Annotated in this window: 13 protein-coding genes; 4 read left to right on the top strand and 9 right to left on the bottom strand. The window is 29.5% G+C overall.

The annotated features are described in order from the left end of the window. Window position 1: 1 nt before the first annotated feature. The 7 genes from LGK95_RS17790 to LGK95_RS17820 all read right to left on the bottom strand — a co-directional run bounded on the left by LGK95_RS17790 (window position 2) and on the right by LGK95_RS17820 (window position 7,893). Window positions 2-706, bottom strand: coding sequence for a WbqC family protein (locus tag LGK95_RS17790; protein ID WP_226126257.1), 705 nt, complete (start codon window positions 704-706; stop codon window positions 2-4). An 18-nt stretch (window positions 707-724) separates the two neighbouring features. Next, a complete protein-coding gene (locus LGK95_RS17795; protein WP_226126258.1) occupies window positions 725-1,846 on the bottom strand; it encodes a DegT/DnrJ/EryC1/StrS family aminotransferase in 1,122 nt (373 codons plus the stop codon). A gap of 39 nt (window positions 1,847-1,885) precedes the next feature. Further along, window positions 1,886-2,794 carry a glucose-1-phosphate thymidylyltransferase RfbA gene (rfbA, locus tag LGK95_RS17800; protein WP_226126259.1) on the bottom strand — a complete coding sequence of 303 codons (909 nt, stop codon included), beginning with the start codon at window positions 2,792-2,794 and terminating at the stop codon, window positions 1,886-1,888. A gap of 59 nt (window positions 2,795-2,853) precedes the next feature. Next, the gene (locus LGK95_RS17805; RefSeq protein ID WP_226126260.1) at window positions 2,854-4,353 is read right to left on the bottom strand and encodes an MOP flippase family protein; all 1,500 of its coding nucleotides are present in this window, start codon (window positions 4,351-4,353) and stop codon (window positions 2,854-2,856) included. Between the two features lie 20 nt (window positions 4,354-4,373). Beyond that, on the bottom strand, window positions 4,374-5,243 hold the full coding sequence (locus LGK95_RS17810; protein WP_226126261.1) for a glycosyltransferase: 870 nt from the start codon (window positions 5,241-5,243) through the stop codon (window positions 4,374-4,376). A gap of 292 nt (window positions 5,244-5,535) precedes the next feature. Further along, window positions 5,536-7,434 (bottom strand): glycosyl hydrolase family 28-related protein, encoded by a 1,899-nt coding sequence (locus tag LGK95_RS17815; RefSeq protein WP_226126262.1) that lies wholly within the window; start codon window positions 7,432-7,434, stop codon window positions 5,536-5,538. A 117-nt stretch (window positions 7,435-7,551) separates the two neighbouring features. Further along, window positions 7,552-7,893, bottom strand: coding sequence for a DUF1523 domain-containing protein (locus LGK95_RS17820; RefSeq protein ID WP_226126263.1), 342 nt, complete (start codon window positions 7,891-7,893; stop codon window positions 7,552-7,554). A gap of 267 nt (window positions 7,894-8,160) precedes the next feature. Between LGK95_RS17820 and LGK95_RS17825 the strand changes: the two genes are divergently transcribed. Beyond that, a complete protein-coding gene (locus LGK95_RS17825) occupies window positions 8,161-8,316 on the top strand; it encodes a hypothetical protein (protein WP_226126264.1) in 156 nt (51 codons plus the stop codon). A gap of 105 nt (window positions 8,317-8,421) precedes the next feature. On the opposite strand, the gene LGK95_RS17830 is transcribed toward LGK95_RS17825, so the two are convergent. Then, the gene (locus LGK95_RS17830) at window positions 8,422-9,483 is read right to left on the bottom strand and encodes an iron-containing alcohol dehydrogenase family protein (protein ID WP_226126265.1); all 1,062 of its coding nucleotides are present in this window, start codon (window positions 9,481-9,483) and stop codon (window positions 8,422-8,424) included. A 291-nt stretch (window positions 9,484-9,774) separates the two neighbouring features. Between LGK95_RS17830 and LGK95_RS22515 the strand changes: the two genes are divergently transcribed. Together LGK95_RS22515 and LGK95_RS17835 are read left to right on the top strand one after the other, a co-directional pair. Beyond that, on the top strand, window positions 9,775-9,906 hold the full coding sequence (locus LGK95_RS22515) for a hypothetical protein (protein ID WP_264174597.1): 132 nt from the start codon (window positions 9,775-9,777) through the stop codon (window positions 9,904-9,906). A 124-nt stretch (window positions 9,907-10,030) separates the two neighbouring features. Continuing rightward, window positions 10,031-11,770 carry an ABC transporter ATP-binding protein gene (locus tag LGK95_RS17835; protein WP_226126266.1) on the top strand — a complete coding sequence of 580 codons (1,740 nt, stop codon included), beginning with the start codon at window positions 10,031-10,033 and terminating at the stop codon, window positions 11,768-11,770. A 175-nt stretch (window positions 11,771-11,945) separates the two neighbouring features. Here LGK95_RS17835 and LGK95_RS17840 read toward each other — a convergent pair whose 3' ends face one another. Next, complete coding sequence (locus LGK95_RS17840; protein WP_226126267.1) at window positions 11,946-12,134, bottom strand: helix-hairpin-helix domain-containing protein; 189 nt, start codon at window positions 12,132-12,134, stop codon at window positions 11,946-11,948. 394 nt (window positions 12,135-12,528) lie between these two features. On the opposite strand from LGK95_RS17840, the gene LGK95_RS17845 reads away from it, so the two are divergent. After that, a partial coding sequence (locus tag LGK95_RS17845; RefSeq protein ID WP_226126268.1) for an SH3 domain-containing protein occupies window positions 12,529-12,975 on the top strand: 447 nt, incomplete at its 3' end.

Consider the following 12,975-nt stretch of genomic DNA (forward strand, 5'->3'; position numbering starts at 1 on the left):
CCTATACCAACTCATATTCATTTAACAACTGTTTTATTTCTTCTTTTGAATTAAACATCAAAATATCGATTATTGATAAATTAGGAATAAAATCATTATTAAACTGCTTATATTCTATATTTAAAGTTTTAATAAAATTCAACTTAATATTATTCTTTTCAAATGTGTCATTACAATATAATTCTGTTCCACCAATTGGATTTATATATTGTGAGGACTTTAGTATTTTATTTATCTCTAATATTTTGTCCTGTCCCTTTAATATATTATTTTGGGGAATTTCAGATGATGCAATGAATTCAGTGTCAATTCCAATATAGTTGCATATACATTTTAATGCATTAAAATCAAATTTTGCAACATTTAATTCATTGTACTCAAAGATTGTATTGATCAATTTAAATACTTCATCAAAATATATTGCTTTCTTATACGACATTGTTAACATATTATAAAACTTTTGTATTTCTGTATTAAAAGTTTTAGAACAATAATATCTTTCATTTATTGCTTTAGTTTGTTCATCTTTTACTACACTAAATGTAAATAAATGTGGCTTTTTATTAACTAAAACATTATTTCTATTTATCCAACCTCTTTTAATATATTGGACATCATCATATATAACAAATTTATCAACCGCATTTATTAATTGTAAATATCCTAAATAAGGAAATAAATAAGGCTGCATTATTCCTAATTTCAATTTTATACCCCCCCAAGATTATCCTCTCGCAAATGCTACTTCATCATCCACATCATAAAGACTTATAGTTTCTAAAATTATATTACTAATCTTATCTAATTCTTTCTTTGTTAACGAATCATACATCGGTAGACATAAAACTCTTTTTGAAATATCATTAGATATAGGCATATATTGCTTATTTTTAAGATAACACAAGGTGTCTAATGACGGATAAAAATATCTTCGTGGAGATACTTGTTCACTATTTAATGCTTCTCTAACTTGTAAAAGCATTTCTTCTGACTCAAAAACAACAGGGAAATAAGCATAATTAGATTTTATATTCTCATTAATTTTCTGTAATGTTATACTATCATTTTCTTTAAAAGCTTCAACATAGTAATTATAAACTTTCTCTCTTCCGTTTTCAATAATATCAATTTCATCAAGTACACATAGTCCCATAGCAGCTTGAAATTCATTCATTTTACAGTTTATACCTAAATATTCTATATTATCTGGCCCAGCAATTCCAAAATTAATTAATTTTTTAGCCTTTTCATATAAATCATCATCATTAAAAATTAATGCTCCGCCCTCTATAGTATGGAATAATTTTGTACAATGAAAACTAAGAGTGGATACGTCTCCATAATTTAATAATTTTTCATCATTATATTTTACATCAAAGGCATGAGCTGCATCATAAATCACCTTTAAGTTATGTTTTTTCGCAATCTTTTCAATCTCTTCAACTTCACATGCATTTCCGAAAACATGAACTGGAACAATAGCTGTTGTTTTTTCTGTTATTTTTTCTTCAATTTTTTTAGGGTCAATGCATAATGTGTCCTTATCAATATCGGCAAAAACTGGTGTTAAGCCTCCCCAAACTTGCGAACTTGTTGTTGCTACAAAAGAAAACGGAGTTGTAATTACTTCCCCACTTAAATCTAATAATTTATAGGCAACTTGTAATGCTGATGTTCCATTTGATACAAGAATAATATTTTTAACTCCAAGATATTCTTTTAATTTAGCTTCCAATCTTTGCTTTAATGGTCCATTGTTTGTTAACCACCCAGTGCTATATATTTCATCAACGTAGTTTTTGAATTTTTCTTTGCTTGGCAAATATGTTTTAGTAACATTTATCATATTAAACACCTCTATTTTAAATTTTTAATAAACTGGAAATTAAGTCATTATTTCAGCCGCCACTTCTTGAGTGCCATCATTTATATCTTTAATTAATTTCAGTAAATATTTTCCGTAATCTACTTTGGAAAGAGGTTTTGCAAGTTGCAAAAGTTGAAACTCATTTATATAACCTTTTAAATATGCAATTTCTTCAATACATGCAATATAAAGTCCCTGTCTTGTTTGTATAGCCTCAATAAAATTTGCAGCATTAAGCAGCCCTGCACAAGTCCCCGTATCTAACCAGGCCATCCCTCTACCAAACAATTCCACCTTTAACTTCCCTCTTTTTAAATACTCATTATTTACTGCTGTAATTTCTAATTCTCCTCTTTCTGATGGTTTAATATTTTTCGCAATATCAATAACTTCATTACCATAAAAATACAAACCTGGAACTACATAGTTTGATTTTGGTATCTCTGGCTTTTCCTGAATCGAGATAACATTATTATCCTTATCGAATTCTACAACACCAAATTCTTCTGGGTTAGAAACATGGTACCCAAATATAGTTGCTCCTTTACCTCTTTTTGAAGCTGTCTTTAATTGCATATGTAATCCCACGCCGTAAAAAATATTATCACCAAGTACTAATGCCACACTATCATCACCAATAAATTTTTCACCTATAATAAACGCCTCTGCCAAACCGTTTGGCTGCTCTTGGATCTCATACTCAATCTGTAATCCTAATTGGCTTCCATCCCCAAGTAATTCTTTAAAAGTTTCTACATCTCTTTTTGTGGATATAATCAAAATTTCTCTTATTTCTGCTAACATTAACACCGATAATGGGTAATAAATCATAGGTTTGTCATATACCGGTAATATCTGTTTTGATATAGCCTTTGTTAATGGATACAGCCTTGTACCTGATCCCCCTGCTAAAATTATACCTTTCATATTTTTAACTCCTCCATTTGATAAAGTTAATATTTTTTTCGCAAAACTCATCTCTTAGTTTATTTATTTTTCTTATACTTTCGATCAGCCTTAATTTTTTTCAATTTAACTATTAAAGGTGATAATAACTTATATATCTCATGTAAGCCTTCTGCATTTATAACCTTAGAAATCACAATATAAGTTATTAACCCAAGTAGTGTTTCAAATATTAGTTTAATTATATCGATATTAGGCATAAATACATTACTTGCATAAACTACAATTCCCATAATAATAGAAACTATAAATGCTGGTAATATATCTACTAATTGATGTTTAGTTGAATAATCTATTAGTTCAGCAGAATAATATGAATTTAAGAAGTAGGATATATATGAATTTAGAACTAAAGCACCTATAAGCCCCATAATTCCTGATTTCGAAATAATTGCTGCAATTATTAATACTGTAAATACAGCTTTTTTTAGTATTTCTAACCTTAAAAATAAATCACTTCTTCCCTTTACTTGCAAGATATCTAAGTTTATTGCGTGAAGTGGAAACATCATACCTGCAAAACATAAAAATTGAAAGTAAATCACAGATCCACTCCATTTATATCCAAACAATACAATTATTAATGGTTTAGCAACGGCGGCTAGACCTAACATTAAAGGAAAATTTATAAATACTACCGTCTTAATTATTTTTCTGTATGCTTGTTTAAGTCTGTCTTTGTCATCTTGTAATTTACTAAGTACTGGGTAACTAACACGTTGCACAGACATTGTAATTGTTTGACTTACTGCATCATTTAACTTTTGTGCATTAGTGTAATAACCTAACTCACTGGCTGCAAAAATCTTGCCAATAATTATATAATATAAGTTTGTATAAACCGTATTTATAACACCTGAAGCAAGTAATTTCCATCCAAAACCAAACATATTTTTAAAGGATCCTGCATCAAAAATTAATTTAGGTTTCCATTTATTCTTAAACCATAGCAGTACGGCTTGCATCAATTGCATTGTTAGGATTCTTATTACTAAACTCCACACTCCTAGCCCATTGTACGCACATATAATAGCTACTGTCCCAGAAATCACACTAGATATTACATTTATATTAGCTTGAGTTTTAAAGTCTATATCTTTAGTTAAAATAACTCTTTGTACAATACTAAAAGAATTAATTATTATAACTAAGGATAATATTCGTAAAATTGAAATCAACCTTGGTTCATTAAAATAAATACTTATGCTATCGGCTGATAAATATAAAATTATGTACAACATTATTGATATTACTAGATTAAAGTTAAAAACTGTCGAGTAATCTTCTTCTTTAGCCTCTTTGTTTCTAATCAAGGCTTGGCTAAACCCACTATCTATTAACGTTGCAGATAATGCAATAAATATACTTATCATACCTATTACTCCAAAATCTTTTGGAATTAGTAGCCTTGCAAGAATAATTTGGATTATAAATTGTAGTCCTTGATTTGCTATAAGGTCTAGAAAGCTCCAAAATAATCCTGATATGGTTTTTTTCTTTAATGAATTTAATTCTGGCATACATTCTCTCCTTAAGGATTTTAAATACTATATATAAATCCCCTGATTCTTTCTTTTATATTTAATAATTTTATATATGCATTTGAAGGATAATTTTTAGCATATAATTTCACCTGTAATTTAGTTTTATTTACTGAATTAGTAAACTTATAATTTGAATATTTATCAAAACCATCAAGCATTAATATAATCTCCTCACAATGCTTAAGAGTTTTTTCTCTTGTTTTTGATGTCTCTGTCCATGAACCTTTAACTCCTGATCTATATGATGACATAATTTCATCTATGTAGTAAGCATATCCGAAACTAGATACCAACATCTGTAAAGGGTAATCCCCCACTGAAACACTCGTTAAAAATTCTGGTGGATTGTCCATTAATTTTTTTGGATACAAAAGCGATTGAGTTGGACAAAAACTTCCTCCTCCAATAATGATATCTTCAGTTGGACATATAGTGCATTTATCGTAAGGTCTGGTTATTCTGCCTGTTTTACGCTTATTTGCTCTCACTATGTCTGCCGAATGAAAGCATAACGTACAGTTTGGGTTATTTTCCATATAGGTTACTTGTTTTTGAAGTTTTAATGGATCTGTCCAGTAATCATCACCTTCGCATAATGCAATATATTTACCATTAGAATTTTCATGTACCCTTCGCGAATTTTCTTTAGCACCTACATTTTCATCAGAAGTTATTAATTTTATTTTATTTGGATATTTTATTATATAGTCATCTATTATTTTTCTAGTTCCATCTAAACTACAATCTTCCCCGATAACAATTTTAAAATTAAAATCTGTTTTTTGCATTAAAAAACTTTCTATAGCATCTGCTATATATTCTTCATGATTATATGTAATGCAATTTATACTAACCAGTATACTCATTCTCTTATTCTCCTTTACCAAAAAGTTGGCTACTTTCCCTCAAAACTCTCTCTTGTCAAACTATATCATTCTTTGACATTAAAGTTTATATTATCATATAGTTTGCAATACTGCTAGATACATTATGTTAAGTTTTATAATCTCATTAATTATAAAATAAAATTAGCCTCTCAAATAAGAGTAATAGTTGCATAAGCGCTATAATGAATATTCCATAAATTTTATAGTAATAAGCTTTGTGCACAAAAATAAGCCTAACCAATTAAGGAAAGGCTTATTTTTAAAACTAATTTTAGTAATTGTACTTTTTAGAGACCTTAGCTAAATCTAAAATATTAATAACATCATCGCTGTCCTCTACATTCAATCTCTCATTCCAATCTTCTGATCTACCTCTTTGTTTATCCAAATTTTTAGAGATCATAACTAAATCATATATATCAACAGTTTTATCTAAATTTATATCCTCTTGCATTGCTTCTTCAACATTAAAGCTATATGCTTTTGTATTCTCAAAAGGCGATATATCATTAACATATACCTTTAAATTATAACTACCAGCTTCTCTAGGCTTAAACTGAATCTTTGGGCTTTTAACAAAACCACTATCGTATACAGTAGTATTGTTATTCTCTATTACATATTTGTAAGTAAGTTCTTCTCCAGATCCACCAGTTGCATCTACACTAAAACTTGGATAGTCAAAACTATATATTATCTCTTTATCTACTGAAATATTATTTATACTTGGTAGATCATTATTATTAGACACTAAGCGCTCATATCCTGGAATAAATGTACCTAAAATTAAATTTGTCTCACAACCAGAAAATAAATTATTAACTACTGTGTAATTTCTTCTCGGGGCATCTCCACCATTAGGCAAACTCACCCCTACAATACAAGACTCAAATAAATTATTTTCAACCATCTCACTAGCTCCTGCATATATCATAGTGGAGGTACGTTTAGATCCTGCTCCTGTATCACAATTGTTAAATACACAGTTTTGCACTGTGCCACCATAAGAACCAGCACCTAGATAACCATATTCAACCCCTACAGATAGATTGTAAAACTTACAATCTGAAACTATCTTTGTAGCACTTAGGCTATCTATTCCCTTCCCTATTCTACTGCCCGGGTCTAGTGAGGAATCACCATAAAATTCGCAATTGTAATAGTTAGAAGAATAGCCACACCATTTTTCATAAAATTTACACCCTTTTATTATAGAATTATTGCTATATATGCCCATACTTGAATACCCACTATCAGATTTTAAAAATACACAATCTGAAATATTTGCTGTGGCGCTTGATAAAAGAGCAATATCTGAGTGTGGACTTCCTGGATGACCACCAAGGCCAGAGTTTTTAAAGGTACATTTAGTTATATTCACCTGTGAATTATCCTCAATGTGTATCGCTTGGCAAGCCATATTTAAAAAATTGCAGTTATTTATAGTAATTTCTGTTGCACCAACTGCAACTCCAATTCCAAACCCTGAGCTATTATATTTTGATATATTATCTTTAAAATCACAATTCTGTATTAGCCATCTCTTGCTTGAAGAATTAATCTCTATGTCATCTGCTGTTGAACTTATAAAATTACAATCACTAATAGTAACATCATAGGATGGTACATTATTTGATAAAATACCATACCCACACTTATCAAATAGTGTATTAGATATAGTTAATCTATTAATAGTTGCAGCATTTTGTATACCTTGCGTTATGCCTGATATCTTACAATCTACTATAGTAATATCATCACCAGTAGGATATAAATTAATTTGGGATCTGAAACCTATATCTTTAATACTTTGATTTCCTTTTAAATTAAATATAGCTGTTTTACTAGTGTCTATTCGTTTGATCCTTGTAGATTCCTGGCCATCACCTTTAATTGATACATTTGTAGGAACAGTAATTGTAGTATTTACTAGATAATCTCCAGCTGGAAAATACACAACTCCACTCGTTTCTGTTTTCGCTATATATTTAAATGCGTCGAATATGGCTTTTGTATCATTTGTACTTCCGTCACCTGAAGCTCCAAATTCTTTAACATTAACCTCAATATTTGTTGATTCCGAGCCATATACTGTAATTTGAAATAAAACTATAAGAGTAAATATTATAAAAGTACTTAATATGATTGCTGTAATTTTCTCTTTAAACAAATATTTTCACCTCCTAAATATATTATTTATTACAATCATATATCGTTCTATATTTTTAAATATTTACTGTTATTTCTTAAATATTTTATTTTTACTTCCCTTATGTTTTTATTTTTCCTATTTTCCCCCTTTAACTTCTATAATATTTTGATACGATGATAATAAAGGCATACTCAACCCATATGCTTTTATTTCGTATTTTCTATTAATTGTCAATCCCCAATACACATCTTCAGAATGGACTTTAAATTCTAATAAACTATTAGTATTCTCAAATACCCTTATATTACCATTTTCCATTTGTGCATAAATTAAATACGTATTAGTATTATCACTTCTTATTACTCGTTTATTTGCAATGGTTACTGTATACGTATTTCTAAAAAAATGCGGAAAGAACATAATTACACACAGCATTACAATAACGCTAATTATTATGATTCTAATGTCAAATTTCAAAAAACTTTTCCTTCTAAATTGATAAAAAATATTTTTTATCATAAAATCTCCTTTATTTTAATAAATCCATTCACTTTAACTATTACTCCTTTTTCTAAACATTAGAATACAATATATATAAATATTTTCAAATGCGTACAAATTTTGCTGCTGACCATTTGAATATATTGGTCTAAAGCTTACTGTTCGCACATACCTTATAAAATACAAGTTAATTGAGGACAATCCTGACGGTAGAAAAAACCTATAAATGGGAGGATAAAAACTATGAATAATGGAATTACTCAATCTATGATGGAATTAAAGCAAGCTGAACAAAATTTTAAATATGCAGCTCCTGAGTTTGTTTCTATTTCAATAATCCAATTATTAGCTGCCAAAATGAAAGTTGATATGATGTTAATTCTAAGTAAACAAAATTGATCCACGCGCTCCTTGTAATCGTATTCATGGAAAGTTTTTATACCCGCAAGAATGTCAAGCTTGATGACAGTTCTTACGGATATTTATTTTTAAAATAAAAGAATATCATATTAATATAGAATTTAAGGTTTCATCCTCATCAATAAATTTTTTAGCCAATTCTCTATTTTCTTCAACATGAATATAAGTAAATCTGCTAGGTTTTATTGAAGGAGCAATATCTATAGCTTTCTTAAAATCTTCTTTCCTCATTTTTAAAGTTTTAACATATTGGAAAAAACCTGTTTCCGTTAATATCCTTGAGATTCTTACAAATCTGTGGTTTTGCACATTAGACATAATATAGGTTGCTATTCCAACCTGTATGCCATGAAGCTGCGGTATTTCAAGAAATTTGTCCAAAGCATGAGATATTAAATGCTCAGAGCCTGAGGCCGGTGAACTGTCACCTGCTATTTCCATAGAGATACCGTTTAAAGTTAGTGAATCCACTAGTTCCTTTAAAAACAAATCATCCTTAATCGTCTTAAATTCAGTTCGCACAAAACTATTTACTGCTTTTTTGGAAAGCATAGTTGCAAAGTCATCCATAATTGCCATTCCGTGCTCCTCTTCAAATTTCCAATCATACAGAGCGGTAATATTTGATACTAAATCTCCAATTCCTGAAAATATAAATTTCTCAGGGGCTCCTTTAATTACATCAATATCTATAATTATGCCGTAAGGTGTTTTGGCTGGAAGAGACATACGTCTCCCATTGACTAAAAGGGATGCGCCTGGGCTTGAAAAACCGTCATTAGAGGTTGAAGTTGGAATGCTAATGAATGGTATTTTTTTTAAAAAACTCATATATTTGACAGCATCTATAGCTTTCCCACCACCAATGCCAATTAGAGCCTCAACATCGTATGATATTTCAAAGGCCGCTATACTAATTTCTTCAAAGTTTATGGCTGAGATAGTTTCTATTTTTGAAATCTGGATATTGGCTTCTTTTAAGGATTTCCTTATAGAAGCTCCAAATAAATCCTCTATTCCCTCCCCAAAATATATTGAAACCTTTTGGACCATAGCTTTTTTAATTAAGTTTCCTATGTTATTAATATTTCCTTTTCCTACTTCTAGAATTGTAGGAATAGCTATTCTGTGAGTTGAAGACTTCATATTTTTCACTCCTTATAAGTATTTTTTACAGGTTAAATTTACAGCTATGTTTTCTTGTTAATAAATAATTTAATTAACGTTATAGCTTGATTGCTTATATATTACTAACTATATCTATTTTACCTTAAATTATAAAGTTAATACAATATAACCAGTGAATTTCATAGTAATTCCTTTGGCAGTTTGTTGTCTATTTCATAGTTATTTGGATATACTTTAGAAATGGAAATATATATGATGAGAGAATAAAAAGTAGATTAATTTTTATTAATTGGAAAGGATGTGTTGTTCATGCTAAAATTAATAATTATTGCAATTATATTTACTATTACTTATATTTTAGTAGGTAGCTTAATGAAAGCTGCTAGTAAATCTACCCCGGTAATTCCAAATATTAAACATGACTCAGATAAAGATAATTGACTTAAGTCTTAGTTATTTTGCCTTATTAAATGGCCAAGCGTAGCGGACATTGTTTTACTTGCCCCCATTCAATGTTATAATAATACTAATAAAATAACTTTAAGGATAAGGGGTTACAATAATAATGAAACTATTAAAAAACTTTATAAGCTACTACAAACCATACAAGTTCCTGTTCTTTGCGGATATGTTTTGTGCATTAATTTTATCTGCGATTGATTTGGTGTTTCCTTTAATAGTCAGATATTTGTTAAACGATGTTTATGTACTTAATGATGCACATAAAATAATCAAATATGTTTTATATGTTGGGATAGCACTATTAATTATGTATATTGTAAGATATTTTTGTCAGTATTTCATAACTTCATGGGGACACATAATGGGAGCAAAAATGGAAACGGATATGAGAAGAGATATTTTTGACAATTTACAAAAGCAATCTTTTTCTTATTATGATGAAGCAAGTACCGGAAATCTTATGTCAAGAATAGTTACAGATCTGTTTGATATATCTGAACTTGCACATCATGGTCCTGAGGATGTATTCATATCCATTTTAAAAATAGTTGGATCTTTTGCTATTCTAGCAAGTATAAATTCAAGAATAACACTTATACTTCTTTTCTTTACACTCGCAATGTTATATTTTTCATATTTTTATAATAAGAAAATGCGAAATGTTTTTGTAAAAAACAAGGAGAAGATAGCAGGTGTAAATGCCCAAATTCAAGATAGTTTAGAAGGTATACGAGTAGTTAAATCATTCGCTAATGAGGGCATAGAAAATGCTAAATTTAATAAAGGTAATAATAATTATTTAAAGACGAAAGAAGAAAGTTATTTTATAATGGGCAGATTTCATAGTGGTAACAGCTTTTTTCAAGGGTTGCTCTATCTTAGCGCCATTCTTGTAGGCGGAATATTTATAAGTGACGGTTCATTAAAAGTATCTGACCTTGTAATTTACATACTTTATATAAATACGTTTTTAAATCCTATTGACAAGCTTGTCAATTTTACAGAGCAGTTTCAAAGAGGGCTTTCAGGATTTCAAAGATTTGTTGAAGTCATAAATACAAAGCCAGATATAATCGATAAAGAAGATGCAGTTGAATTAGTTAATCCAAAGGGAGATATATCTTTTAAGAATGTATCTTTTAGTTATAATAATAAGCATAATATATTAAGCAATATAAATATAAAAATACAATCAGGCAAAAATATTGCACTTGTTGGTCCATCAGGTGGTGGTAAAACAACCTTTTGCAGTCTTATACCAAGGTTTTATGAGGTAAATGATGGTTCAATAACAATAGATGGCATCGATGTAAAAAATATAAAACTTAAATCACTTAGAAAATCTATTGGATTAGTTCAGCAAGATGTTTATTTATTTTCTGGAAGCATTAAAGAAAATATATCATATGGCAGACCGGGAGCAATCGACAATGAAATAATTGAGGCAGCCAAAAATGCAAATATACATGAATTTATTATGAGTCTAGAACATGGCTATGACACTTATACCGGAGAGAGAGGAGTAAAACTTTCTGGTGGACAAAAGCAAAGGATATCTATAGCAAGAGTATTTTTAAAAGATCCATCAATTTTAATACTTGATGAAGCTACATCCGCTCTTGATAATGAAAATGAACAATATATTCAAAAATCATTAGAAAACCTTACTAAAAATAGAACAACGTTTGTTATTGCTCATAGACTAAGTACAATAAAAAATGCAGATGAAATAATTGTACTTACTGATGAAGGCATAAATCAAAGAGGAACTCATGACGAGCTTATAAAACAAGAAGGATTGTATTCATACCTTTACAGTCTGCAGTTTAAGCAAGTAGAGTAGAATTCATAATATAGCATAAAGATAGAACTAAAGAATGGGATTCTTTAGTTCTATCTTTATGCTTTTTTCCTGGTGTATAGACAAAAATATTTTTTTACATCAATTGTGTTTTTTATTACCCTACCCTTCAATTCCATTATTGATATAGTTTCTAAAATATCCGACTTATTCTTTTTTAAATGGAGTGTAACAATTCACCAACGCTTCCTATCCCTTTTATGTCTATAAGTTCAAATTTGGTGGCTTTATATATGTTTTGTGGAATTTCAAAAACATTCAACAATACTTTTGCAATTACAGGGCCTATGCCATTAATTTGTGATAACCATATCCAATAAACTAAATTACTATCATATGCATCCATGTTAAATCACTTCTTAACCTTTATCCGCATCAGCTGTCCCATCTTCGCCTAGCCTCCGCTTTGGTCGTTCACGTATTGTTCACATCTCCCGAGGGATTTTGGCGGACTGGAGGTTCGCCTTGCTACATCTACAGTTATGTCCTATTCCATTTTAAATTTGAGAAAACATGTAGTGCGTTTCAGTTAGAAAATTTTTGTTTGACAAAGGAATTAGCAGGAGAACATTTGGTACTAGCAAATCATATATTATAGAGGAATTCGGAAGTTAAAGTTAATGAAACCTAAAATCATAGGGGTCAATACATCCTAAAAGAATTGTAGAATAAGATCAGAAGATTTAAGTCTAGAGACCATGGGATGAATATAGATCAAACCCCTAAGAGGGGGAATTAAATTGAAAAATATTAAGCTTTTAACACAATTTAAACTAAGTTCATTAAAAACAAAGATAGTTATAGCTGCTACTATTATGGGTATTTCCTTGGTATCTGTAGGAAGTATCAACAATGTAAATTATAATAGTAGTAAGGGTAGTGTGGATCAATATATACAAGTATTCGGTAATGTATACACAACACAGTATGGTGTAACAACAGCAAGTAGCTTAAGTATAAGAACTGGAGTAAGTACAAACTATCCTATACAAGGAACTTTTAAAAGTGGCACTAATGTTGTAATAGTTGGAAAGACAAATAACTTTTACAAGATAAGTTACAGTGGTAGAACGGGGTATATAAGTGCACAGTATGTAAAAATAGTATCTAAGCCAGTTGCTGTAGTAAACACATCACAGACAGTAGTATACAAAAAACAAAGTGGGGTAACAACCGCAAATAATGTA

It is taken from the genome of Clostridium algoriphilum (assembly GCF_020443705.1).
In the GTDB taxonomy this organism is placed as follows: Bacteria; Bacillota; Clostridia; order Clostridiales; family Clostridiaceae; genus Clostridium_AD; species Clostridium_AD algoriphilum.

Bases quoted from the DNA above. Each gene is read 5' to 3' on its own strand.
- LGK95_RS17795 (WP_226126258.1), bottom strand. From the start codon at position 1,846: ATGATAAATGTTACTAAAACATATTTGCCAAGCAAAGAAAAATTCAAA.
- rfbA (WP_226126259.1), bottom strand. From the start codon at position 2,794: ATGAAAGGTATAATTTTAGCAGGGGGATCAGGTACAAGGCTGTATCCA.
- LGK95_RS17805 (WP_226126260.1), bottom strand. From the start codon at position 4,353: ATGCCAGAATTAAATTCATTAAAGAAAAAAACCATATCAGGATTATTT.
- LGK95_RS17810 (WP_226126261.1), bottom strand. From the start codon at position 5,243: ATGAGTATACTGGTTAGTATAAATTGCATTACATATAATCATGAAGAA.
- LGK95_RS17825 (WP_226126264.1), top strand. From the start codon at position 8,161: ATGAATAATGGAATTACTCAATCTATGATGGAATTAAAGCAAGCTGAA.
- LGK95_RS17830 (WP_226126265.1), bottom strand. From the start codon at position 9,483: ATGAAGTCTTCAACTCACAGAATAGCTATTCCTACAATTCTAGAAGTA.
- LGK95_RS22515 (WP_264174597.1), top strand. From the start codon at position 9,775: ATGCTAAAATTAATAATTATTGCAATTATATTTACTATTACTTATATT.
- LGK95_RS17835 (WP_226126266.1), top strand. From the start codon at position 10,031: ATGAAACTATTAAAAAACTTTATAAGCTACTACAAACCATACAAGTTC.
- LGK95_RS17840 (WP_226126267.1), bottom strand. From the start codon at position 12,134: ATGGATGCATATGATAGTAATTTAGTTTATTGGATATGGTTATCACAA.